This window comes from Amycolatopsis sp. EV170708-02-1, assembly GCF_022479115.1.
Taxonomy (GTDB): domain Bacteria; phylum Actinomycetota; class Actinomycetes; order Mycobacteriales; family Pseudonocardiaceae; genus Amycolatopsis.
This window is the reverse complement of sequence record NZ_CP092497.1, coordinates 9,428,801-9,451,645: the sequence shown is the minus strand read 5'-3', so window position 1 is coordinate 9,451,645 and position 22,845 is coordinate 9,428,801. Positions and strand designations below refer to the sequence as shown.

The 22,845-nt window shown below is 68.5% G+C and carries 26 protein-coding genes and 1 pseudogene; 7 read left to right on the top strand and 20 right to left on the bottom strand.

All coding sequences use genetic code 11. The annotated features are described in order from the left end of the window. Positions 1–8: 8 nt before the first annotated feature. Positions 9–644, top strand: coding sequence for an MBL fold metallo-hydrolase (locus tag MJQ72_RS43490; protein WP_240596686.1), 636 nt, complete (start codon positions 9–11; stop codon positions 642–644). Between the two features lie 224 nt (positions 645–868). Here MJQ72_RS43490 and MJQ72_RS43485 read toward each other — a convergent pair whose 3' ends face one another. The 4 genes from MJQ72_RS43485 to MJQ72_RS43470 all read right to left on the bottom strand — a co-directional run bounded on the left by MJQ72_RS43485 (position 869) and on the right by MJQ72_RS43470 (position 4,468). After that, positions 869–2,023, bottom strand: a complete 1,155-nt coding sequence (locus MJQ72_RS43485) for a DUF418 domain-containing protein (RefSeq protein WP_240596684.1) — start codon at positions 2,021–2,023, stop codon at positions 869–871. Between the two features lie 69 nt (positions 2,024–2,092). Then, positions 2,093–2,824, bottom strand: coding sequence for a TetR/AcrR family transcriptional regulator (locus MJQ72_RS43480; RefSeq protein WP_240596682.1), 732 nt, complete (start codon positions 2,822–2,824; stop codon positions 2,093–2,095). Next, positions 2,821–3,528: a DUF2334 domain-containing protein gene (locus MJQ72_RS43475; RefSeq protein ID WP_240596680.1), complete on the bottom strand. Its 708-nt coding sequence runs from the start codon at positions 3,526–3,528 to the stop codon at positions 2,821–2,823. Before MJQ72_RS43475 ends, MJQ72_RS43480 begins: the two co-directional genes overlap by 4 nt. 58 nt (positions 3,529–3,586) lie before the next feature. Next, positions 3,587–4,468: a phosphoribosylaminoimidazolesuccinocarboxamide synthase gene (locus MJQ72_RS43470; RefSeq protein ID WP_240596679.1), complete on the bottom strand. Its 882-nt coding sequence runs from the start codon at positions 4,466–4,468 to the stop codon at positions 3,587–3,589. 35 nt (positions 4,469–4,503) lie between these two features. Between MJQ72_RS43470 and MJQ72_RS43465 the strand changes: the two genes are divergently transcribed. Continuing rightward, the gene (locus MJQ72_RS43465; protein WP_240596677.1) at positions 4,504–5,310 is read left to right on the top strand and encodes an S-adenosyl-l-methionine hydroxide adenosyltransferase family protein; all 807 of its coding nucleotides are present in this window, start codon (positions 4,504–4,506) and stop codon (positions 5,308–5,310) included. Here the strand turns inward: MJQ72_RS43465 and MJQ72_RS43460 are convergent. From MJQ72_RS43460 to MJQ72_RS43415, 10 genes are all read right to left on the bottom strand, one after another. After that, positions 5,193–6,080 (bottom strand): MOSC domain-containing protein, encoded by an 888-nt coding sequence (locus tag MJQ72_RS43460; protein ID WP_240596675.1) that lies wholly within the window; start codon positions 6,078–6,080, stop codon positions 5,193–5,195. The two genes, MJQ72_RS43465 and MJQ72_RS43460, sit on opposite strands and share 118 nt — an antisense overlap. A gap of 111 nt (positions 6,081–6,191) precedes the next feature. After that, a complete protein-coding gene (locus MJQ72_RS43455; RefSeq protein WP_240596673.1) occupies positions 6,192–6,932 on the bottom strand; it encodes an amino acid ABC transporter ATP-binding protein in 741 nt (246 codons plus the stop codon). Continuing rightward, the gene (locus tag MJQ72_RS43450; RefSeq protein WP_240596671.1) at positions 6,929–7,687 is read right to left on the bottom strand and encodes an amino acid ABC transporter permease; all 759 of its coding nucleotides are present in this window, start codon (positions 7,685–7,687) and stop codon (positions 6,929–6,931) included. The genes MJQ72_RS43455 and MJQ72_RS43450 overlap by 4 nt, the downstream gene beginning before the upstream one ends. Continuing rightward, entirely contained in the window at positions 7,688–8,485 is a 798-nt protein-coding gene (locus MJQ72_RS43445; protein WP_240601584.1) for an ABC transporter substrate-binding protein, read from the bottom strand. 8 nt (positions 8,486–8,493) lie between these two features. Then, positions 8,494–9,267 (bottom strand): ABC transporter substrate-binding protein, encoded by a 774-nt coding sequence (locus tag MJQ72_RS43440; RefSeq protein WP_240596670.1) that lies wholly within the window; start codon positions 9,265–9,267, stop codon positions 8,494–8,496. Between the two features lie 5 nt (positions 9,268–9,272). Next, positions 9,273–10,100, bottom strand: a complete 828-nt coding sequence (locus MJQ72_RS43435) for an ABC transporter substrate-binding protein (RefSeq protein ID WP_240596668.1) — start codon at positions 10,098–10,100, stop codon at positions 9,273–9,275. Positions 10,101–10,262: 162 nt separating this feature from the next. Next, positions 10,263–11,693 (bottom strand): adenylosuccinate lyase, encoded by a 1,431-nt coding sequence (purB, locus tag MJQ72_RS43430; protein WP_240596666.1) that lies wholly within the window; start codon positions 11,691–11,693, stop codon positions 10,263–10,265. Between the two features lie 19 nt (positions 11,694–11,712). Next, positions 11,713–12,306: a TetR/AcrR family transcriptional regulator gene (locus MJQ72_RS43425; RefSeq protein WP_037334651.1), complete on the bottom strand. Its 594-nt coding sequence runs from the start codon at positions 12,304–12,306 to the stop codon at positions 11,713–11,715. A 23-nt stretch (positions 12,307–12,329) separates the two neighbouring features. After that, positions 12,330–13,031, bottom strand: a complete 702-nt coding sequence (locus MJQ72_RS43420) for a hypothetical protein (RefSeq protein WP_240596664.1) — start codon at positions 13,029–13,031, stop codon at positions 12,330–12,332. Next, a complete protein-coding gene (locus MJQ72_RS43415) occupies positions 13,018–13,536 on the bottom strand; it encodes a SigE family RNA polymerase sigma factor (protein WP_038521447.1) in 519 nt (172 codons plus the stop codon). Before MJQ72_RS43415 ends, MJQ72_RS43420 begins: the two co-directional genes overlap by 14 nt. 135 nt (positions 13,537–13,671) lie before the next feature. Here MJQ72_RS43415 and MJQ72_RS43410 point away from each other — a divergent pair, with 135 nt between their 5' ends. The 3 genes from MJQ72_RS43410 (at position 13,672) to MJQ72_RS43400 (ending at position 16,205) form a co-directional block, all read left to right on the top strand. Next, on the top strand, positions 13,672–14,700 hold the full coding sequence (locus MJQ72_RS43410; protein WP_240596662.1) for a low specificity L-threonine aldolase: 1,029 nt from the start codon (positions 13,672–13,674) through the stop codon (positions 14,698–14,700). 2 nt (positions 14,701–14,702) lie between these two features. Continuing rightward, positions 14,703–15,293, top strand: coding sequence for an HAD family phosphatase (locus MJQ72_RS43405; RefSeq protein ID WP_240596660.1), 591 nt, complete (start codon positions 14,703–14,705; stop codon positions 15,291–15,293). A 90-nt stretch (positions 15,294–15,383) separates the two neighbouring features. Then, on the top strand, positions 15,384–16,205 hold the full coding sequence (locus MJQ72_RS43400; RefSeq protein WP_240596658.1) for an SAM-dependent methyltransferase: 822 nt from the start codon (positions 15,384–15,386) through the stop codon (positions 16,203–16,205). Here the strand turns inward: MJQ72_RS43400 and MJQ72_RS43395 are convergent. The 3 genes from MJQ72_RS43395 to MJQ72_RS43385 all read right to left on the bottom strand — a co-directional run bounded on the left by MJQ72_RS43395 (position 16,202) and on the right by MJQ72_RS43385 (position 18,795). Then, complete coding sequence (locus tag MJQ72_RS43395) at positions 16,202–16,387, bottom strand: hypothetical protein (protein ID WP_007032516.1); 186 nt, start codon at positions 16,385–16,387, stop codon at positions 16,202–16,204. The genes MJQ72_RS43400 and MJQ72_RS43395 overlap by 4 nt on opposite strands. Positions 16,388–16,472: 85 nt before the next feature. Continuing rightward, the gene (locus MJQ72_RS43390; protein WP_240596656.1) at positions 16,473–17,660 is read right to left on the bottom strand and encodes a pyridoxal phosphate-dependent aminotransferase; all 1,188 of its coding nucleotides are present in this window, start codon (positions 17,658–17,660) and stop codon (positions 16,473–16,475) included. A 232-nt stretch (positions 17,661–17,892) separates the two neighbouring features. Continuing rightward, positions 17,893–18,795, bottom strand: a complete 903-nt coding sequence (locus tag MJQ72_RS43385) for a TetR/AcrR family transcriptional regulator C-terminal domain-containing protein (RefSeq protein ID WP_240596654.1) — start codon at positions 18,793–18,795, stop codon at positions 17,893–17,895. Positions 18,796–18,955: 160 nt separating this feature from the next. Here MJQ72_RS43385 and MJQ72_RS44970 point away from each other — a divergent pair, with 160 nt between their 5' ends. Then, a complete protein-coding gene (locus MJQ72_RS44970) occupies positions 18,956–19,180 on the top strand; it encodes an FAD-dependent oxidoreductase (RefSeq protein ID WP_315860809.1) in 225 nt (74 codons plus the stop codon). Further along, positions 19,120–20,139 carry an FAD-dependent monooxygenase gene (locus MJQ72_RS43380; protein WP_315860808.1) on the top strand — a complete coding sequence of 340 codons (1,020 nt, stop codon included), beginning with the start codon at positions 19,120–19,122 and terminating at the stop codon, positions 20,137–20,139. The genes MJQ72_RS44970 and MJQ72_RS43380 overlap by 61 nt, the downstream gene beginning before the upstream one ends. Positions 20,140–20,448: 309 nt before the next feature. On the opposite strand, the pseudogene MJQ72_RS43375 reads toward MJQ72_RS43380, so the two are convergent. The 3 genes and pseudogenes from MJQ72_RS43375 to MJQ72_RS43365 all read right to left on the bottom strand — a co-directional run bounded on the left by MJQ72_RS43375 (position 20,449) and on the right by MJQ72_RS43365 (position 22,842). Then, positions 20,449–21,569, bottom strand: a pseudogene (locus MJQ72_RS43375) (transglycosylase SLT domain-containing protein). 44 nt (positions 21,570–21,613) lie between these two features. After that, complete coding sequence (locus tag MJQ72_RS43370; RefSeq protein ID WP_026467133.1) at positions 21,614–21,925, bottom strand: hypothetical protein; 312 nt, start codon at positions 21,923–21,925, stop codon at positions 21,614–21,616. A 146-nt stretch (positions 21,926–22,071) separates the two neighbouring features. Continuing rightward, positions 22,072–22,842, bottom strand: a complete 771-nt coding sequence (locus MJQ72_RS43365) for an ESX secretion-associated protein EspG (RefSeq protein ID WP_240596652.1) — start codon at positions 22,840–22,842, stop codon at positions 22,072–22,074. Between the last annotated feature and the right edge of the window lie 3 nt (positions 22,843–22,845).

Sequence of the window (22,845 nt, the reverse complement as noted above, 5' to 3'; positions counted from 1 at the left end):
GAACACCGATGCGTATTGTCCACTTTGGACATGCTTGCACCCTTCTCGAGACCGAGGGCGCGCGGATCCTGATCGACCCCGGCACCTTCTCGACGGGTTTCGAAGGCGAACGCGAACTGGACGCCATCCTGATCACGCACCAGCATTTCGACCACCTCGACGCGGACAGGCTTCCCGCACTGCTGGAGGCGAACCCCGGCGTGCGGCTGATCGTCGACCCGGGTTCCGCCGAAGCGGCAGGGAAGATCGGCGCCGAGTTCCAGATCGCGAACCCCGGCGACGCCCTCGAAATCGGCTCCAGCAGCGTTGACGTCGTCGGCGGGGAGCACGCGGTGATCCACGAGGAGATCCCGGTGATCCCGAACGTCGGCTACATCGTCGACCACGGCGCCTTCTACCACCCGGGCGACTCGTTCTTCGTGCCGGAACGGAAGATCGACGTCCTGGGCCTGCCCACCGGTGCCCCGTGGCTCAAGGCTGGCGAGGCTGTCGACTACCTGCGGGCGGTGTCGCCGCGCCTCGCCGTCCCGATCCACGAGGCCGTCCTTGCGCGGCCTCAGATGCACTACGGCCTGTTCGCGAACCTCGCTCCGGAAGGCACCGAGGTGAAGGTGCTGGACGTCGGGGCGCCGGTGAAGCTTTAGGCCCGGTGCGCGCCGGCCTGAGGACGTCGCGAAAGTGGCTTTCGCGACCGGGGTTGATCAGGCGACTGGACCGGCCGCGGCTGTCCATAAAGGACGATCATCGGTGGCGAAATGCCCGGTTGGTACCTATCTGCACGGTTTCCTTGCTGTCGCGAGTGGGCTGAAGGCTCCCTTCACCGCGTCTGATGCGACGAAAGGAGCCTTCGCACCTGCCGGATCCGGATCTACGCGCCGGCCTTCGGGCTCCGGTACGCGAGTTTCCGCACCAGGATCTCCGCCGGCCCCCGATACTCCCGGCGGTGCATCACATACGCGACGACGACCGTCAGCAGCCACACCCCGAGCCCGCAGGCGGCCGCGACGAACGTGCTGCCGCTCAACCCCAGCATGAACGGCGGCGCCAGGATCAGCCACGCCACCGACTGGAACAGGTACGCGCTCAGGGTGCGCTGGCCGAGCGCGGAGATCGCGGTGACCACGACGCCGCGGCGCTTCTTGCCGATCGCCATGCCGACGAGCCCGAACAGGCTGATGTAGCCGATCGCGCCGAACAGGCCCGCTCCCTCGTACATCAGCTTGACGAGCCCGGCGGTCTCCTCGTCGAAGCCGACATGGTCACCGGCGAAGAGCCCCATCGGCAGCGCGCCCGCGATCGCGACACCGAAACCGCCGAACAGGCCGAAAAGGAGCAGCTTCCGATTCGGCTCCTCCAGCACGCGTTTCTTCGCGGCCCAGGCGCCCACCCAGACGAAGAGGATCGACGACAGCAGCACCGCCGTGGTCATCGGCCATTCGACGAGCCGTTCTCGCACGGCGTCGCCATACGTCGGCGCCAGTGACGACACGTCCTCGACGGACGGGACCGGCGCGCTCCCGGAGTTCCCGGTGAGCACCAGGTACATCAGCACGGCGAGATAGCAGACGCCGAAACCCAGGTACAGCACCGGAATGCGATAGAAACCCTTGCCGCGCCGCAAAAGCAGCAGGGCGAACACCACGCCGATCACGCCGTACGCGCCGAGCACGTCGCCGGAGAAGAACAGCACCCCGTCGATGGCGCCGAAGACGAGTAGCCACGCGTGGCGGCGGAGCAGAATGCCCCGCGTTTCCGGCCAGGCCATGCCCAGCCTCTCCTGCCGATCGGCGAACTGCACCATCCCGTAGCCGAGCATCATGCCGAACAGCGGCAGCGCGCACGCGTGGACGAGCACGAACAGCACGACGAAGTACGGCCGCTCCAGGCCTTCCGGCGTCTGATCGACGCCAGGCGTGTTCCCCAGGAAGATGCTCGCGGTATGCGCCAGCGCGACGAGCAGGAGCGCGAAACCCCTGGCCAGATCCGGTGCGAGCACGCGCTCGCCCGTCGGTGTCGATGTCATGGTCCCCCTTTAGTATCCAACGTACACTAATTAATGTCCGACGGATACTAATGACAGGGGAGGTACTTGTCAGCTCGCGTCGACGAGCGCGGCGATGCCGTCGAGGACGACGCCCAGACCGAAGTCGAAATCGGAGTTCTGTTCGGAGCCGCCGAGGCCCGAGGTCAGGAAGCCCACGGCGTCGGGAAAGCGTTCGGGGTCGATCAGCTCGGCGAGGCCCTTGCCGTAGGCCTGCTCCGCCTGCGACTGGCTCAGCCCGCTGGCCTTCCGGCCCTCGGCGAGCTGGAGTGCCTGCGCGCAGGCGAGGCGGACATAGCCGCCGATCAGGACCAGGATCCCGCCCTTGGTGCCCCAGTCGAGACCGGTTTCGCGCAGCGTGCGCAGGAACGCGTCCATCCAGGCGACCGCGTGCGGACCGGCTGGCGGGCCGGAAAGGGGCAGCTCGACCAGCCACGGGTGGCTCATCAGCACGTCGCGGTTGGCCTCGGCCAACGAGGTCAGCTCGGCTCGCCAGTCGCCGGTGGGCTCCACCTCCGGCGGATCGCCGATGGCGACGTCGGCCATCAGCTCCAGCAGCTCCGCCTTCGAACCGATGTGGCGGTACAACGACATCTTCGTGACGTCCAGTTCCTTCGCCACGTTCGCCAGCGTCACGTTCGCGACGCCTTCGCGATCGGCGAGGTCGACGGCGGCCGCCACGACACCGTCGATGTCGAGCACGGACGGCCTGCCGCGCGTCGGGCGCTCCGACCGGCGCCAGAGCCGCATCAGCGTCGCCGGTGCGCCACCCTCGTCGGTCATCCCGACAATTTAACCCGCGTTCGCGAGAGGGAGCCGTAGGTGGTTCCGAAAGCGCGGTTCTCCAGTGAGACGTCGACGGCGTCGAGGAACGCCTGCCGCAGCCCCGGCCGGGCGAGGTCCGCGGCGTCGATGCCGAGCCGCACCAGCCCGCCGCGGCGCGCGGCCCTGGCGGCGGCCAGCACCAGCGCGAAACACCGGACGGTCTCCGTGCGGTGCGACGGTCCGCCGAACTCCTGCACCCTGGCGCGCCGGACGTCGCCGGACACGAGATCCCGCACCGACGCCAGGTCCGCGCACAGCGTGAACCCGTGCTCGCGCAGGGCCTGCAGGGTGCCGTCCGACGCGATCCAGCGCGGCGGCGCGAATCCGTCGACGGCCATACCGTTGGCGTCGAGCGCCGCCTTCGCCGCGATCAGGCGCAGGCGTGCCTCGTGCGCGGGCAGAGCCGCGAACTCGGCGCGTTTGCCCAGGTAGACGGCGCGGTGCGTCGGCGGGATCCGGTGGTCGTACCCGTGCAGGAGGACGGAGTCGCCGCCCGCGCGGCGCGTCCGGACCCATTCGGTCACGGGGCCCTCGCCGGTGCGAGCGGCGTAGAGCACGGACAAGGGGACCCTGCGCCGGTCGAGTTCGGCCGCGAGATCGGCACAGCGGTGCAACGTCCGGGTGGTCACGCCGGACAGGGAAACCAGCAAACGTGCATCCACCCCACCAGTGAGCCAGCGCTGCCTTGCGCCGGACTGACGACGGAGTGAACGCCGCAGGTCAGGCGGGCCAATCCTGCAGCGACCGGCCGGTGATGCGTTCGTACGACTCGATGTACCTCGCGCGCGTGGCGGCGACGATGTCCTCGGGCAGGGGTGGCGACTCAGGTCTGTCCCGGCGGTGCCAGCCGGACGCGGGGCTGGTGAGCCAGTCACGCAGCGGCTGCTTGTCGAACGACGGCTGCGGGCTGTCCGGCGAGTAACCACCGGCGGGCCAGTAGCGCGAGGAATCCGGGGTCAGGACCTCGTCGGCGAGCACGAGGTTCCCTTCCCGGTCGACGCCGAATTCGAGCTTCGTGTCCGCGAGGAGGATGCCACGTTCGGCGGCGAACTCCGCGCCGCGGCGGTACACCGCCAGCGTCGCCTCGCGGACCTCCTCGGCCCGCTCGCGGCCGAGTTGCCCGACGACGTCGGAGAAGGCGATGTTCTGGTCGTGCGAGCCGCGGTCGGCCTTGGTCGCGGGGGTGAAGATCGGCTCGGGCAGGCGGGACGACTCGGTCAGGCCGGGCGGAAGTTCGACACCGCAAACCGTGCCGCGCGCGCGATAATCGGCGAGACCGGTACCGGTGAGGTAGCCGCGGGCGACGGCTTCGAACGGCAGCATCGCCAGCCGCCGCACCAGCAGCGCGCGGCCGCGGACCTCGGCGGGGATGCGTTCGTCTTCGTAGGAGACCAGGTGGTTGGGGAGGACATCGGAGAGCAGGGAGAACCAGAACACGCTCATCGCGGTGAGCACCCGCCCCTTGTCCGGGATGGGCGTGTCGAAGACGACGTCGTAGGCGGAGATCCGGTCGGAAGTGACGAGCAGCAGATGCTCGTCATCGACGGCGTAGAGCTCACGGACCTTGCCGGCGGCGATCTTCGGGTATTCGAGCGTCGTCACGGCTGCACCCTAGCGATCAAGGATGATGGCTGATCATGCCGATCCACTGCGTTTCGTTCACGACCGACTACGGGCTGAGCGACGGTTTCGTGGCCGCGTGCCACGGCGTGATCGCGCGGATCGCGCCGTCCGTACGGGTGATCGACGTGAGCCACGAGATCCCTCCGCAGCAGGTCAGGACCGGCGCCGAGGTGCTCGCCCAGACCGCGCCGTATCTGCCGGAGTCCGTCCATCTCGCCGTCGTGGACCCCGGTGTCGGCACCGCTCGGCGCGGTGTCGTGGTGGTCACCGGCCGCGGAATGCTCGTCGGCCCGGACAACGGGCTCCTCATTCCCGCCGCCGAAACACTCAGCGGGGTGATAGCCGCGTACGAACTCGCGGCGCCGGAATACCGCCTTCCGGTGACGTCGTCGACGTTCCACGGGCGTGACGTGTTCGCCCCCGCGGCGGCGCATCTCGCGCTCGGCGTCGCGCCCGAGGAGTTCGGGCCGCGCGTCGACGACCTCGTGCGGCTGCCGGACCCGTTCGTCGCGGTGTTCCCCGGGAAGCTGGTGGCCGAAGTGCTCACGGTCGACCACTTCGGCAACGTCCAGCTGGCCGCGAGCCCCGCCGACCTCGAACTGGCCGGGCTGGCGGGCACGGTCTCGGTCAGCAGCGAACACGTCCTGGTGAAAGCGCTGGTCGGCGACACCTTCGGCACGGTGCCGCCGGGCCGGAACGTGCTCTACACCGATTCCGCGGGACGGCTCGCGGTCGCCGTGAACGGCGGCTCGGCCGCGGCGGTGCTCGGGCTGGGGCCCGCCCAGGAGTGCACGATCACCTCGTCGCCGACGGACAGCTGACCAGGCCCGGTCACCGCCATCTTGATCCCGAACGAGACGCCGCCCTCGGGCTCGCGGCGATAGTCGGCGAGCGACCGGATCGGCTCGGGACCGGCCTTCTTCCCGGTCTCCTGGTCGACCATCGGCACCGTGCAGCGGATGCAGACCTTGGCGTACCCCAGCTCCACGCCACCGGCGGTGAGCGCGCGGACGTCGTCCTCGCGATGCGGCTCGGGCCAGCCCGCGACGACGATGTTGGGCCGGAAGCGGTCCATCGGCACGGCTTCGGCACCGCGCGACGCGATGCGTTCGTTCAGACCGTCCAAAGAGGACTCGGAGGTCAACAGGATCGCGTGCGCGTCGGCGAAGGCCGCGGTGCCGGCGATCTCGCCGTTGGTGACGCGTTCGTGCTCCGGCGCGAGCCCGACGAACACCGACGGCAGGCCGAGGACGTCGGAGAACCACTCGGCGGCCTCCTCACCCTGGTGGACGCCCTTGCCCTGCCAGGTGAACGTCGCGGCGGGCTGCCTCGGCCCGTCCGTGACCGTCTCGACCAGCAGCTCCTCGACGCCGGGAGCGGCGAGCCGCAGGCGGGCGCCGTCGTCCAGCACCTCGGCCCGGATCGAGGCCATCACCGGATGCTTGCGCTGGCTGCGGAACTCGCCCTCCGGGGAGACGACCATCCAAGCCCGGTCGAACCTCAGCCCCGCGGGGGTGACGTCGGCCGTTTCGACCGGCGTCCCCGCGCAGCCTTTGACCGGGTAATAGACCAGCTTCGCCACTCTCGCCATAGCCGCAGGTTAACGAGTCGGGCCTCGTGAGTGGCAAGGACGGTTAGAACCGTCCTTACCACTCACGAGACGCGCCCCACCACGCCACCGCAGCCCTTGCTCCCCGGCTCCCTACAACACCTGGGACAGGAACCGCTGCAAGCGCTCGCTCCGCGGAGCGTCGAAGATCGCCTCCGGGGCGCCCTGTTCGACGATCTTCCCGGCGTCCATGAACGCGACCTCGTCGGCGACACTGCGCGCGAAACCCATCTCGTGGGTGACCACGAGCAGTGTCAGCCCGCGCTCGGCCAGCCCCGCCATCAGCGTGAGGACACCCTTGACCAGCTCCGGGTCCAGCGCGCTGGTCGCCTCGTCGAACAGCATGACCTCGGGCTCCATGGCGAGCGCCCGCGCGATCGCGACCCGCTGCTGCTGCCCGCCGGAGAGCGCGCTCGGCCGGTACGGCGCCTTGTCCGCGAGGCCGACCTCGGCGAGGCGGGCGTGCGCGATCTCCGCCGCCTCCTCCTTGCCGAGTTTGCGCACACTGCGTAGCGGCAGGGTGATGTTGTCCAGCACGCTGCGATGCCCGAACAGGTTGAAATGCTGGAACACCATCCCGACCCGCTGACGCAACGCGTCCGGATCGGACGAGATGACGCTCTCGCCGCCCAGCAGCAGGTCGCCCGAATCGGGTTCCTGGAGGCGGTTCACGCAGCGCAGCAGCGTCGACTTGCCGGAGCCCGACGGCCCGATGATGCAGGTCGTGCGGCCCTTCTCGACCTTGAGGTTCACGCCCTTCAGCACTTCGAGGGTGCCGAAGGAGACGTGGATGTCGCGGAGTTCGACGCTCGATGAACGTACGGCGGTCGTCATGACATCGGCACCTTTCCGGCGTTCAGGAGTTCCGTTTCGCCGCCCTCGTCGTCGACGCGGACCTTCCGCCCGGTGCGCAGCTTCTTGTCGATGTAGTTGACCAGATGCGTCAGCGGCACGGTGATCACCAGGTAGACGGCACCGGCGGCGACCAGCGGCGACAGGTTGCCGGTGTTCGCCGCGAGGTCCTGCCCGATGCGGAACAGGTCACGCTGCTCGGCGAGGAAACCGAGGAAGTACACCAGGCTGGAGTCCTTGACCAGCGCGATGAACTGGTTCACCAGCGCTGGCAGCACGCGCCGCACGCCCTGCGGGATGACGACGAGCGTCATCGCCTTGGTGTAGCTCATGCCCAGCGCGCGGCTGGCCTCCATCTGTCCTTTTTCGACACTCTGGATACCGGCGCGGAAGATCTCGCCGATGTAGGCGGCCGCGATCAGGCTCAGCGCCAGAATGCCCAGCGGGTACGGATTCCGCGACAGCGACGGGATGAGGATCCCGCCGCCCTGCCCGATCACCAGGATGGTCAGGATCGCGGGCAGACCGCGGAAGATGTCGGTGTACACCCGGGCGGGCCAGCGCAGCCACGCCTTGCTGGACAGGCCCATCGTGGCCAGCAGCATGCCGAGCACGGTGCCGATCAGCGCCGAGAACACCGACAGGATCAGCGTGTTCAGCAGGCCTGTCCCGAGGAGGTCGGGGAAGACCTCCCAGATGTACTCCCAGTTCAGGAAGGTGTTGAGGAAATCGTCCACTTACTTCTGCCCGGCCTTGAACTCCGCGGGCACCGGCGCGTTCGGCTCGAACCGCTGGTGCACCCTTTCCCAGGTCCCGTCGGCGATGACCGCCTTGAGCCCGGCGTTGATCTTGCCCGCCAATTCGGTGTTGCCCTTCTTGACCGCGAAGCCGTGCGGGATCGTCGTGGTGATCGCCTTGACCACCTTGAGTTTCGCGTCCGGGTTCTTCGCCGCGTAGTCCTCGGCGGTCGCCTGGTCGAAGATCGCGCCGTCGATCGCGCCCGACTTCAGCGCGGCGAGGGCGGCGGCGTCCTGCGGGAACTTCACCGCCTGCGCGGTGGGCGCGTTGGCGGTCAGCCAGCTGTCCGACACCGTGCCCTGGACGACACCGATCCGCTTACCCGCCAACGAATTCTCGTCGGTGATGGCGACGCCCTCGCGGGTCTCGATGCCGAGCGACTGGTAGTTGTACGGCGCCGAGAAGTCGACGGTCTTGCGGCGTTCGTCGGTCTGCGAGATGCCCGAGCTGCCGATGTCGAACTTCCCGGTGGCGACCTGGCCGAGCAGCGCCGAGAACTCCGTGGAGACGAACTCGAGTTTCAGGTTCTGGTGCGCGGCGATGGCCTTCAGCAGCTCGTTGTCGAACCCGGTGAACACGCCGTTTTCCTGATAGGCGTTGGGTTTCGAGTCGCTGAGGGTGCCGACGCGCAAGGTTTTCGCGCCGGCGTCTTCACCGCCGCCGCACGCAGCCAGCACGGTCACGAGAGAGGCTGCAGTAAGAACACCAACAACGGCGGCGAGTGACTTCCTTTTCATCGTGATCCTCACGCCTTGAACTGGTCCGGGACCGGGGCCGTCGGCAGGAACTTCTCGTGCAGCTTGACCCAGGTGCCGTCGGCGATGACCTGCTTGAGGCCCTCGTTGATCTTGGTGAGCAGCTCGCTGTTGCCCTTCTTCACCGCGAAGCCGTGGGGCACGTCGGTGGTGAAGGACTTGACGACCTTGAGCTTCGCGTCGGTGCTCTCCTTGACGTTCGTCTCGGCGATCGCCTGGTCGAGGATGTAGGCGTCGACGGCGCCGCTCTTGAGCGCGGCCAGCGCCGGGGCGTACCCCGGGAAGCGCACGGCCTGCGCGTCGGGCACCGTCGAGGTGAGCCACTTGTCGCCGACGGTCGCCTGGATGACCGCGACCCGCTTGCCCGCCAGGGCCTTTTCCTCGGTGATCGGCGAGCCGTCCTTGGTCTGGATGCTCATGACCTCGAAGTTGTACGGGCTGGAGAAGTCGACGTTCTTCTTGCGCTCGTCGGTCTGCGCGATGGCCGAGCTGCCGATGTCGAACTGGTTGTTCGCGACCTGGCCCAGCAGCGAGGAGAAGTCGGTCGAGGCGAACTCGAGCTTCAGGTTCTGCTTGGCGGCGATGGCCTTCAGCAGTTCGTTGTCGAAGCCGGTGTAGTTGCCGTTCTCGACGTAGATGTTCGGCGGCGCGTCGCTCAGCGTCCCGACGCGCAGGGTCTTCTCGGTGGCGGATTCGCCACCTCCGCACGCGGCGAGCACGGCGACGAGGCCCGCGGCCAGCGTGGCGAGGAAGGTTTTCTTCATGATGGTCAGACCCCCGGGTTCTGCACGGGCAGGCCGGGGCCGCCCTGTTCGAGTTCCTTGGGCAGCGGCTCGGTCTTGAAGAACCGAGCGTGCAGGCGGGCGACGGTGCCGTCCGCCACGGCCTTCGCGAGGCCGTCGTTGAGCTTCTTCAGCAGTTCCTTGTTGTCCTTGCGGACGGCGAACGCGGACGGCGTGTCCTTGGTCTCGACGGTGTAGCCGAACTCCAGCTGCAGGTCCGGGTTCTGGTCGATGTACTTCTGCCCGATGTCCTTCGGCACGACCCAGCCGTCGAGGCTGCCGCCCTTCAGCTGCGCGAAACCGGCGTTGTAGTCCGGGAAACGGACGACGTTGGCGCCGGGCACCTTGCCGCTCGCGAAATCGTCCTGCACCGACGCCTGCACGACGCCGAGCCGCTTGCCGGTGAAGGCGCCGACGTCCTTGAGCCCCGCGCCCTTCTTGGTGATGATCGAGGTGAACCCGGTGCTGTAGCCGTTGCTGAACGCGACGGTCTTCTTGCGGGCCTCGGTGGTGGAGATCGTGGAGCTGCCGATGTCGAACTTGTTGGTGGCGACGGCGGCGAGCAGACCGGCGAACTCGGTGCCGACGAACTCGACCTCGAAGCCCTCGCGCTTCGCGATGTCGCGCAGCAGTTCGTTGTCGTAGCCGGTGAAAGTGCCGTTCTCCAGGTAGATGGACGGCGGCGCGTCGGTCAGGGTGCCGACCCGCAGCTTCTGGCCGGTCGTGCTCGCGTCACCGGAGCCACAGGCGGCGAGGGCGAGGGTGGCCGCTCCGGCGGTGACGAGGGCGACGATTTTCGACAGCGTGGATCTCATCGCTTCTTCCGTGGGTTCGGCGCGCAAGGCGCGATACAAACACGCCAGGCCGCCTCATGGGCGGCCTGGCGCTCCGGGTTCAGCGATCGAGATTAGGCATTTCGCCCGATCGAGTAACTTCGTCTCACTCTGTGAACGCCCCGTGGTGGGGCTGCTCACAGGTCAGAGGATCGGGGCCGGCGAGTAGTTCACAGCCTCCGGGAAACGCTCCAGAATGCCCTCGACGCGCGACGCGATCGCGGCCACCTGACGCGGCGCCACACCGGTGAACGAGATGCGGTCGGCGAGGAGTTTGTCCAGCTCACCGCGGTCGAGCGGGATCCGCTCGTCGGCCGCGAGCCGGTCGAGGAGGTCGTTCTCGGCGAGCCCCTGCTCCCGCATCGCGAGCGCGACGCCGACGGCGTTCTCCTTGATCGCCTCGTGAGCGGTTTCACGCCCGACGCCCGCGCGGACCGAGGCCATGAGCACCTTGGTGGTCGCGAGGAACGGCAGATAGCGATCGAGCTCACGTCCGATGACCGCCGGGAAGGCGCCGAACTCGGCCAGCACCGTGAGGAAGGTCTCCAGCAGGCCGTCGAGCGCGAAGAACGCGTCGGGCAGCGCGACCCGGCGGACGACGGAGTCGGACACGTCGCCTTCGTTCCACTGGTCGCCGGCGAGCTCGCCGATCATCGACAGGTAGCCGCGCAGCACCACGGCGAGCCCGTTGACCCGCTCGCAGGAACGCGTGTTCATCTTGTGCGGCATGGCCGACGAGCCGACCTGGCCCGGCTTGAAACCCTCGGTGACCAGCTCGTGGCCTGCCATCAGGCGGATCGTCTTCGCGAGGCTCGACGGGGCGGCCGCGAGCTGGACGACGGTGGACAGCACGTCGAAGTCGAGCGAACGCGGGTACACCTGGCCGACGCTGGTGAACACGTTCTCGAAGCCGAGGTGGGCCGCGACGCGGGACTCCAGTTCGTCCAAAGTGGACTCGTCGCCGAGCAGGTCGAGCATGTCCTGCGCGGTGCCGACCGGGCCCTTGATCCCGCGCAGCGGGTAGCGGCCGATGAGGTTTTCGAGCCGGTCGAAGGCGACCAGCAGTTCGTCGGCGGCGGTGGCGAACCGCTTGCCCAGTGTCGTCGCCTGCGCGGCGACGTTGTGCGAACGGCCTGCCATCACCGTGTCGGCGTGCTCGACCGCGATCGCGGTGAGCCGGGCCAGCACCGCGCCGACGCGGCCGCGCACCAGCTCCAGCGAACGCAGCACCTGCAGCTGCTCGACGTTCTCGGTGAGGTCCCGCGACGTCATGCCCTTGTGGACGTGCTCGTGCCCGGCGAGCGCGTTGAACTCCTCGATGCGGGCCTTCACGTCGTGCCGGGTGACCCGCTCGCGCGCGGCGATCGAGTCGAGGTCGACCTGCTCCAGGACGCGTTCGTAGTCGGCGACGACGCCGTCCGGCACCTCGACGCCGAGGTCGGCCTGCGTGCGGAGCACGGCGAGCCAGAGCTCGCGCTCCAGCACGACCTTGCGTTCCGGGGACCACAGTTCGACCAGCTCAGGCGAGGCGTAGCGGCCGGCGAGCACGTTGGGGATGCGGGGCTTGTCCGTCACGCGGCCAGACTAACCGGCGCTAGGCGAGCGCCGCCTGGAGCATGCGCGCGGCGGCGGCCCTCGGCTCCGGGTCGACCTCGATCAGCGCGTTGACCACGGCACCGTCGACCAGGGCGACCAGCCGCTCCAGTTCGGTGGCGTCCACAGGAGTGCCGGAGCGCGCGAAGATCTCGTGAAGCAGTTCGTACAGCTGCGCGGACAGCGTCCGCATCAGAGGGCGGAGGTACGGACGCCGCCCTGTCCCGACGAGGCGTTCGTAGCGCAGGAGGACCGCTTCGGCGTCAGCCTCGCGATCCGGGCGGAGCGGCCCGAGGAGCATGTCCAGCACCAGGTCGACGGTGGCCTCGACACCGCGGTTGCGGGTCGCCAGCTCGTCGAGACGCTGCCGCCCGTCCTCCAGTTCCACTTTCGCGTGGTGCTCCACCGCGGCGGTGACGAGTTCTTCCAGTGAGTCGAAGTAGTACGTCGTCGAAGCGAGCGGCAGACCGGCTCGTTCGGCGACCGCACGGTGCCGCACGGCGTCGAAACCGCCCTCGGCCAGGAGCGACGAGGCGGCCTCGATCAGCTCGGCACGGCGTCGCTCACCCTTCGGTGTGGTCGCTGCGGCGGTCATGGCGGGCTATTTTGCCAGCTCGGTTAGTAGCGGGCGGCGAGCACGCCGACCAGCCTGTCGACGTCGGACTCGGGAAGCGCGGGCCTGCCGGAGCCGTCACCGAGGCTCACCACGACCACGAGCGACCCCTTGGGGGTGGTCCGCCGCGCTTCGGCCGCTCCGGTTGGCATCCCCGGGACGGACGAACCCGCCGGGTACACCGCCGCGGAGACCGTGCCGCCCGGCACTTGGAACCCCGCCGACCTGGCTCCCGTCGTACAGATGTCGCCGGGCGTCGACTTGGCGACATCCACGGGGACCGGGAGCTCGCCAGCGAGGGCGGTGGCGAGCTCCCGGTCCACCTGGTCGCACCCGTAGGTGCCTTCGGCCACCAATGGGCCGGTCTTCTCTGATCCGCCGCCCCCCTGCTGAGGCGGCGGGTTCGAGAAGTTCGAGGACTCCCCGTCCTGAGGACGTGCGGACGCCGCCCCGGGTTGCCCCGCGGACGCCGCTTCCTGGTCGGATTTGGCCGCGGTCCCCATCTCGAAGTCGGCTCCGCCGAGCACGCCGAACATGCCCACTCCGGCCAGTACCAAAACCACCGCACTACAGGCCACCGCGATACCGTTTCGGCGTCGGGCAGTGGCGCGTTTCGAGGCGCGGACCACGTCGGCGGTGTCGAAGGTCGGCGACGGCGCGTCGCCGGGGGCGTCACGGAACAACGCCTTCAGGTCATTCTCGTCCATCCCGTGCCACCTCCTCCTTCTCCATGACCTGCCTGAGGTTCGCCAGCCCGCGCGCGGTCTGGCTCTTGATGTTCCCTTCGCTGCAGCCCAGCGCCTTCGCCGCCGCACCGACGTCCAGCCCCTCGAAGAACCTGAGCACCAGCACGGCCCGCTGCTTCGGGGGCACTTCGCGCAACGCGGCCAGCAGGTCTTCCCTGGTGACGACCTGTTCGCCGAGGTCGAAGCCGTCCTGCGGCGGTTCGGGCAGCTCTTCGGTCTGCCACTCCCGCCGCCACGGCCGCCTCGACTCGTCGATGGCCGCCCTGACCAGCGTCTTCCGCACGTAGGCGTCGGTCGCCGCCCGTTCTCTGATCTTCTTCCACCTCCGGTGCAGCGCGACGAACGCCGTCTGCGCGAGGTCGTCCGCACGATGCCAGTCACCGCAGAGCATGTACGCGGTCCTGCGCACGGAGTCCCGCTTCGCGGCGAAGTACTCCGCGAACTCTTGTTCGTCGCGCTGGTTCACGCGGTTTTTGTCTCCGCTCTTGCCTCGTCGGTGGGTAGGACGGAACCGGGGGCGTCCACGGTTGCATGAGCGGGCGCGGCGGACCAGCCGGGGAGGAGATTCACCGCGGGCCCGTCGATGTGATGTGATCGTACCGTGACCTCGCGCTCTCTTCCGCTGATCGATTTCCGCTCCGACACCGTGACCCGGCCGGACGACGTCATGCGCCAGGCCATGGCGAAGGCCGAGGTCGGCGACAACGTCCTCGACGGCGATCCGACCGTCGCCGCGCTGGAACGTCGCGCCGCGAAACTCCTCGGCATGCCCGCCGCGCTCTGGACCCCGTCCGGGACCATGGCGAACCTGATCGCGCTGAGCATCCATCTCCAGCGCGGCGACCGGTTCCTCGCGCCACGCGGCTCGCACGTCATCACCGACGAGCTCGGTTCCGCCGCCTGGCTCGCGGGCGGCATGCCGGAGCCGCTGGAGCACGACGCCGGGCCGGGGCGTCCGACGCCGGAGACGCTTTCGGCCGCGATCGGCGTCCCGCGCGGGCCGTACTACGCGCTGCGCACCCCGCTGTTGTGCCTGGAGAACACACACAACACGGCGGGCGGCGCGGTCACCCCGCCCGACGAGCACGCCCAGCTGGTCGCGATCGCGAAGGAAGCCGGGCTGACCGTGCACCTCGACGGCGCCCGCATCTGGCACGCGTCGGTCGCGCTGGAGGTCCCGCCCGCGGCGCTCACGGTCGGCGTCGACACCGTGTCCGCCTGCTTCTCCAAGGGGCTCGGCGCGCCCGTCGGCTCGGTGGTGGCCGGCAGCGAGGAGTTCGTCGAGAAGGCACGGCGGATGCGCCAGATGCTCGGCGGCGGCGTCCGCCAGGGCGGCGTGCTGGCCGCGGCCTGCATGGTCGCGCTGGACCGCATCGGCGACCTCGCCGAGACACACGAGAACGCGACCAGGCTCGCGGCCGGGTTCGCCGAGCTCGGCTGGGAGGTCAACGCTCCCGAGACCAACATCGTGCAGGTCACCGCACCGGACCTCGAAGGACGGCTGGCGTGGCTGGCCGGGCTCGGGATCCTGACGCTGCCGAGCTCGGGCCGGATCCGCTTCGTGGCGCACCGGGACCTTTCGGCGGCGGACATCGAAGAAACCCTTCAACGCATCAAGACCGGGGGCTGAACATGAACTGGCTCGTCTTCGACTACGGCGACGTCATCAGCGAGCACACCGACGCGCTGCCGAGCCTGGCCAAGGCCTTCGACCTCGACGTCGCCGACTTCGAACCGCACTACTGGGCCGAGCGGGTCCGGTACGACTCCGGCGGCTCGGACCTCGAGTACTGGCAGAACGTCGGCCGCGCGCTGAACGTCCCTGTCGACAAGGCGTTCGCCGACGAACTGACCCGCATCGACGTCGAGGGCTGGACACACCTCGAACCGGACGTCCTCGAACTGCTGGAAGGGCTGCACGAGGCCGGTGCGGCACTCGCGCTGCTGTCGAACGCGTCGTCCACCTTCGGCCGCTGGGTGCGCGAGCAGGAGTGGGCGAAGATGTTCCGCGTGAAGCTCTTCTCCGGTGACCTCGGCTGCATGAAACCGGACGCGAAGATCTATCGGATCCTGCTCGCCGAACTCGGCGCCGAACCGGGCGACTGCCTGTTCTTCGACGATCGTCAGTCCAATGTGGACGGTGCGCGGGCGGTGGGAATGCGGGCCGAACGCTGGGTCGGCGTGACAACGGCGAAATCCGGCTTCGGCTCTTCGGAGGAATAATTCACCCTCACCGCTCATCCGCTTACGCGCGGTGAAGCGGATGACCTACGCTTGAACGCGTCCCAAACCGAGTTACCCCGGTAGGTGCCCATGTCAGCGGACCAGCGCCCGTTCGTGCCCGTCGATTTCGACCGGCCGAGCATCGCGAGGGTCTTCGACGCGCTCATGGGCGGCCAGGACAACTACGAGGCCGACAGGGTGGCGTTGCGCCAGATCCTGGAGATCTCGCCGGACGCGCGGGCGATGGCCAAGGAGGTCCGGCACTGGCTGGTGCGGACCGTGCGCTACCTGACCGACCGGGAAGGTATCGACCAGTTCCTCGACCTCGGCTCCGGCTTCCCGAGCATGGAGAACACGCACCAGGTCGCGCAGCGGTACAACCCCGAGGCGCAGGTCGTCTACGTCGACCGGGATCCGGTGGTGCAGGCGCACGGCCGCGCGCTGCTCGCGGCGAACGACTTCGCGCACATGGTGGCCGCGGACCTGACCGAACCGGCCGAGGTCGTCGAGGAACTCGCCCGCACCCACCGGCTGGACTTCGACCGGCCCGTCGGGCTGGTCCTGTGCGCGATCGTCCACCACATCCAGGACCTCGACGAGGCGCGGAAGATCGTCCGCGCCTACGTCGACGCGCTGGCCCCGGGCTCGTTCGTCGCGCTGCTGCACCAGCACAACCCGGCCGACGGCTCCGAATCCGCCGACGTCGCGACAGCGCTCGAGAAGCGCTTCAACGGCACGGGGCTGGACACGCTGTACCGCACGCGCGACGAGATCGAGTCGTTCTTCGAAGGACTCGATCTCATGGAGCCCGGGCTGACGTACCCGCACCTGTGGTGGCCGGACGGCCCGCGCTTCACCCCGCTTTCGCCCGTGAACTTCACGTCGCTCGGCGGGGTGGCGCGTAAGCCTTAGCGGCGGAGCTGCTTCGGGGTGCCCTTGCCCTTGATGGCGCCGTACGCGGCCGTGCCGAGGAAGACCGCGCCGCCGATGACGGCGATCCAAAAGACGGCCTTCACGAGGAAACCGAGCACGGATCCGAGCACCATGAAGGCCACCCAAGCCAGGATCAGCCCGCCGACGATCTTCCAGAACATGGCATCCTCCGATTGCCTCACCGTGCCCAAGCGGGCCCGGTGAGTCCAGGTTGTCAGGCGGAGCTCGCGAGCGCCTTCATTCCGCCTAACGCTCAGGGTGATTTCCGGGTTCCCCCTGACCGGTGAGCCAGTCGCCCAGCCTGCGGACCCCTTCGTCGATGTCCTCGCGAGACCCCGCGAAGGAGAACCGCACGAACCGGCCGCCGTCGACCGGGTCGAAGTCGATCCCGGGAGCGATCGCGACACCGGTGTCGGCGAGGAGCCGCTGGCACCAGCTGAGACTGTCGTTCGTGTACGCCGAGACGTCGGCGTAGGCGTAGAAGGCGCCTTCGGCCGGCGCGAGCTTGTCGATGCCGATGCCCTTGAGTCCGGCGAAGAGCACGTCGCGGTTGGCGCGGTAGCGCTCGACGTGACCGTCGGCTTCCGCGTACGCCTCCTTCGTGAACGCGGCGACCGCGGCGTGCTGGGAGACCGCGGGCGGGCAGATGGTGAAGTTGCCGGTCAGGACGTCGATCGCGCGATGCAGCCGCTGCGGCGCGAGCATCCAGCCGAGCCGCCAGCCGGTCATGGCGAAGTACTTGGAGAACGAGCCGAGGACGAGCGCCTCGTTGCCGTACTGCCAGGCGCAATCGAGCCCGGCGCCGTAGGAGATCCCGTGGTAGATCTCGTCGCTGATCAGCTGCACGCCGCGTGACGCGCACCAGCCGCTGATCGCCGCCAGTTCACCCGGCGGTAGGACCGTGCCGGTCGGATTGCTCGGGCTGGCCACGATGAGTCCCTTGATCGGCCCCAATTCGTCGAGCAGCGCGACGGTCGGCTGGAAGTTCGTGCCCGCCCCGGTGGCGAACTCGACGACCTCGCAGCCGAGCACCTTCAGCAGGTTGCGGTAGGCCGGATAGCCGGGACGCGCCATCGCGACACGGTCGCCCGCCTCGAAGGCGCTGAGGAACGAAAGCAGGAAACCGCCGGAAGAACCGGTCGTCATGATGACGTCCTGCGGGCTCACGTCGACCGGATACGTGCGGTTGTAGTGCTCCGCGACGGCCTCGCGCAGCTCCGGGATGCCGAGCTGCTCGGTGTAGCCGAGGTTGTGGTCCTTCAGCGCCCGTTGCGCGGCTTCGAGCACCGGTCGCGGGGCGGGCGCGGACGGCTGCCCGGCGAGCAACGGGACCAGGTCGCCGTGACTGCGCTGCCGGGCCTGCGCGGCCGAAAGGACGTCCATGACATGGAACGGCGGGACGTCGGAACGTGCGGCGGGGCCGGGGAAGGACATGACGTGAGGCTAAGGCGTGTCCGCCGGACCGAGGTAGACCGGTCGGGTGAGGGCGCGCTTGGGGGGCACAGCTCTTTAGAGGAGTAAGGCAATCGTGGCATGGTCAGCGCGGGAGTCAGGGATGAAGGCTCCCTTCACCGCTTGAGACTCGGCGAAGGGAGCCTTCATCCCACCATCGAAACCGTGCTTATTACGATCAATCGGGCGCCGACACGTCTGCCTTGCCCCTCACCTAACCCGCCTTCGCGAGGAGAACCGCGTAGCCGTCGAGGAGCCGTTGCAGGCCGAACTCGAAGAGCGTGTCGAGGTCGTAGTCGAACGGGGCGCGCGAGACGACGCCGGCGAAGTTCGGGAAACGGCCGCCGGAGACCAGATCCCAGAGGATCGGCTCGTTCTCCGCCAGCCAGGCGTCGGCCGAGACCGCCGTTCCGGATTCGGTGTCGGCCTCCGCCTCGAAACTGAGGGCGATGCCGCGTACGTGGTTGAAGATCGTGATGTGCGCGTACATGATCGTCGACGCCGGGAGGCCATGGCCGTCGAGCGCGCGGGTCGCCCAGTCCGCGTGGGCGAGCAGGTTCGGCAGCGGCTGCGGGCGGGTGATCGAGAGCGCCTGCGCGAGCCAGGGATGCCGCCGGAACAAGGCCCATTGCGCCCTCGCCAACAGCTCCAGCTGGGCCCGCCAGCCGGGTGGCGGTTCGGGCGGGAAGCGGATCTCGCCGAGGGCCATGTCCGCCATCTCGAGGATCAGCTCCTCCTTCGCGGTGACATGGCGATAAAGCGCCATCGTCGCGACGCCGAGACCGGAGGCGACGCGGCGCATCGAGAGCGCGCGGATGCCCTCGGCGTCGGCGATCCGGATCGCCGCCTTCACCACTCGCTCGCGTGACAGCTCCGCCTCGGTTCTCGGCGCGGCCTTCCGGGTGCGGCTCGCGACGACCGTGCCCGCGCCGGGTTTGGCGACGACCAGGCCGTCCCGCTTGAGCGTGGCGAGCACCTTCGTCGCGGTCGCCATCGCGACGCCCCACTCGGCGATGATCCGGCGGGTCGACGGGATTTTGTCGCCCTCGCGAAGCTCACCGGACGTGATCCGGCGACGGATCTCGGCGGCGATCCGCAGGTAGGGCGGATCGGTCATGGTCGACTCCCTGCCATAGTGCACTTTGCTCCACATTAGCGGGTGCACTAGTCGCATCGCACTAGTGCACCGAAGGTTTTTGGCCGTTTTTCCTGGGGCTGAGCCGCACCGTCCATACGTTGTACGCAGTGCTTCAAACCACCGTACACAGGGAGCGGAAATGCGGAAGGTCCTGATTTCGGGCGCGGGTATCGCCGGGACGACGCTGGCGTACTGGCTGCGGCGGCACGGTTTCGCGCCGACGGTCGTCGAACGGGCCCCGCGCCCCGGGTCGGCGGGCACGCGGTCGACATCCGCGGTACGGCGCTCGGCGTCGTCGACCGGATGGGGGTGCTCGATCGGCTCCGGGAGCTACGGACGGACATGCGCGGGATGTCGTTCGTGAACGGCGAGGGCAAGACCCTCGTGAAGGTCACCGACCACACGCTGACCGGCGGGCTCACCGACAGCGAGGACGTCGAGATCCTGCGGGACGACCTCACCGACACCTTGGCTTCGGCCGCGCAGAAGGGTGTCGAGTACGTCTACGGGAACTGGATCACCGGGATCTCGCAGCGCACCGACGGCGTCCGGGTCGCCTTCGCCCGAGGAGAGGCTCGCGACTTCGACCTCGTCGTCGGCGCGGACGGGCAGCATTCGGCGGTGCGATCGCTGGTTTTCGGGGCGGAGAAAGAGTTTTCGCATTACCTGGACACCTATCTCACGGTGTTCACCGTGCCGAACTTCCTCGATCTCGACCGCTGGCAGACCTTCCACATGATGCCGGGGACACTGGCCGGGCTGTACAGCGCGCGAAAGAACACGGAGGCGCGGGCGATGCTCGGCTTCCAGTCGCCGGAACTCGACTTCGACCGGCACGACCTTGAGCAGCAACGAAAACTGATCGCCGACCGATTCGCGGGGCAGGGCTGGGAAGTGCCGAGGCTGCTGCGCGAAATGGCGTCGAGCGAGCTGTACTTCGACTCCATGACCCAGATCCGAATGGACCGGTTCACCGAGGGGCGGGTCGCTTTGGTCGGCGATGCGGGTTACGGTCCTTCGCCACTTTCGGGGCAGGGCACCAGTTTGGCGCTCGTCGGGGCCTACGTGCTCGCCGGTTCGCTGGCCGCGTCCGCTGACCACCGCGCCGCTTTCGCTTCGTACGAAAGGGAAATGCGGCCGTTCGTGCTCAAGAACCAAGCGCTGGCGTCGATGAACCAGAAGAACCAGACGCGGTTCCGGCAGTGGAAGCAGATCCAGTCGATGCGGGTGCTGCCTTATCTTCCGTTCCGGGATCGGCTGATGAAGGCGGCCATGCGACCGCTCACGGAAGCAGCGAACGCCTTGGTGCTCAAGGATTACTGACCGCTCGGGAGCGTCAGGCGCCGAAGGCCTGTCGACGAGGGACTCGCGTGATTGGCCGGACGACACCCGTGACGGAATGGACGACACGCGTGATTGGCGGGACGGCACGTGTGATTGGCCGGACGGCGCGCGACGCGATACGGCCGCGAGCGTGGCGTCCATCCAGTCACACGTGTCGTCCATCGGATCACGCGTGGCGTCCGGCGGATCACGCGTGGCGGCCATTGGGTCACGCGTGGCGGCCGGGGCCGGGCCAGGGCTCGTGAGTGGCAGGGACGGTTCTAACCGTCCCTGCCACTCACGAGGCCGCTAGTAACCCTGGTACCCGCCGCCACCGGCCATGGACTTCAGCCCCGGGTGCCCCTCGAAACCGCCGTACCTCGAGAACGTGTACCGCACGCCCGCGATGATGTTGTCGACCGGGTTGTAGATGTCGTCGTGCCCGGGAAGCTTGTGCGCGTTGAAGGTCGGGTCGATGCACTGCATCAACCCCTTGGACGGCGTGCCCTTCGCCGCGTTGGAGTCCCAGTTGTTGATGGCGTTGGGGTTACCGCCGGACTCCTTCTCGATGATCGTCCAGATCTTCTGGATATCCGCCTCGGTCACCGGGATCCCGTTGGCCTGCAGGATCTTGATGGCCTCCTGGATCCACTGCTGGACGTTGCCCGGCGGCGTCGTCGACGGCGGGCCGCCGCTCGGCCCGAGGCCGCCGCCCCACCGCCACCGCCGCCGCCTCCACCACCGCCGCCACCGCCGGCGTGAAGTCCACCGGTGCGTTTGGGGACGGAGCCGTCCTTGCCGGGCATCGGGACGGTGGAGTAGCCGCCCTGGATGTCCTTCTTCATCAGCTCTTGGGACTTCTGGATCATCTGGTTGGCCTGGTCGAGCAGGCCCTTGACCCGGCCGTCGGCGTCCTTGGCGATGCCGTTGATGTCGGTCTTGGCCTTCTGGATGATCTCGTCGGCCGAAGGACTCGGCGCCGGCTTGTGGTCCTTCTCGGCCTGCGCGGCGGCCGTGATCGCCGCGTTCTTGTCCTTCTCCGCCTGCGCGTTCCTGGTGTTGACCGCCGCTTCGGCGTCTTCGTAGACGCCCTTCACCTGGGCCTTGATGTTGCCGAGATCGGTGTGGACGCGATCGAGGTCGTCGACGACCTTGCCCAGCTGCTCTTCGACGTTCTTCCCGGCCTTGGTGATCGACTTGACGTACTCGAAGAAGGCCTCCGCGGCGGGTCCGGCCCAGACGCCGCCGTTCAGCGCTTCGGTCGACGTGGACAACGCCGCGCTGTGGTCACCCGCGTTGTCGGCGGCCGTCTTGAACTGCTTCGAGGCGTTCTGAATGGCGGCGAGGTTGACCTTGCTGATCTGCTCGGCCTTCTGGACCAGCCCGTCCCAGCCGTCCGGCGTGCCGGCGCCGACACCGTTCAAAGCCACTGCTCAAGCCCCCTTGGTCTTCGGCCCCCAGGCCTGGCGAGTCGTCACAGGTCCCCGTGCACCTTCAGGTTGTCCACGTGGACCGCTTCGGTCTCCTTGATCAAGCCCGCCGCCTTTCGCAGCACGAAGGCCGTGGCCTCCATCAGCTGACCGGCCGAATCGAATTCGTTGTGGACGCCTTGTTTGAACTTGCCGACGGCGCCGTGCGCGTCGCCGTGTTCGTCGACTCCGCCGAAGGGGCTTTCCTTCTCGTCATCCATCCCGGTGACGCCCTTTTTGGTCTTTTCGAACTCGTCCTTGAGTTTCTCCACCTGACCGGCGGCGATCCCCATGGAATCCGGGTCGTACACAGGCACGGTTCGTCATCCCCTTCACGGAAAAACTTGTGTCCGTCCGATCAGACGTGCCGACGATCAGGACGGTTCCCGCGCATACTGTAAGACCTCGACAGCGGGCCGTGTGCGTATCCACGCCAAGTTCCACCCGCCGATAATCGGGCGAATCAGAAATCGGCGACTTCCCGGATCCGCGTCGCCAGCAGTTGATTGTCCGCCGGGGTGATGGTCGCCCAATCCCGCCCGTCGCGGTTGCGCGCGACCTGGAACAGATACCGGCCCGCGTCCGTGTCGTAGAAGGCGACCACGCCGTCCGCGCGCCGGGGGCGGCCGTCGCGGCCCGCGCGTTCGGCGCCGAACTGGCCGCGCGCCTCCTGGCCGAGCAGCATGCCCGCCACCTCCTGCGCCTGCCAGAGCGGCACGTCCAGGTCTTCCAGAGCCGTGACCAGCGCCTTCGCTTCGCCGCGGGCCGCGGCATCGGCTTGGACGAGGACGTCGTGGGGGATGCTGATCGACTGGCCGACGCCGGGGCCGAGGTCACCGGCGACCGAGACGGCGGCCTCGGCCAGCGAGCTCTCGCGGGCGGGGATCAGCCAGACCTGGCCGGAGTCGATCACGCCGAGCAACGCCTGGTTGCCGACGCTGACCGCCTGGCCCTTGATCTCGCGGTCGGTCCACACCCAGACGTCGATCGCGAGCCGCGGATGCGCGAACAGGTTCAGCATGTCGACCAGCTCGCCCGACGCCTGGTGTCCCCGCGCGAGCCCTCGCGCGCGCAGGGATTCCCAGGCCTCTTCGATCAGTGCCGCCCGCTCCGTATGGGTCGTTCCGGGGCTCGGCACGTCGAGCGCGACATGGCGGCTGGGCAGCCTTTCGGCTTCCCAGAGCATTTCGAACTCGAGTGCGGACAGCACCAGGCTGCCGTTGTCGTTCGGCACAGG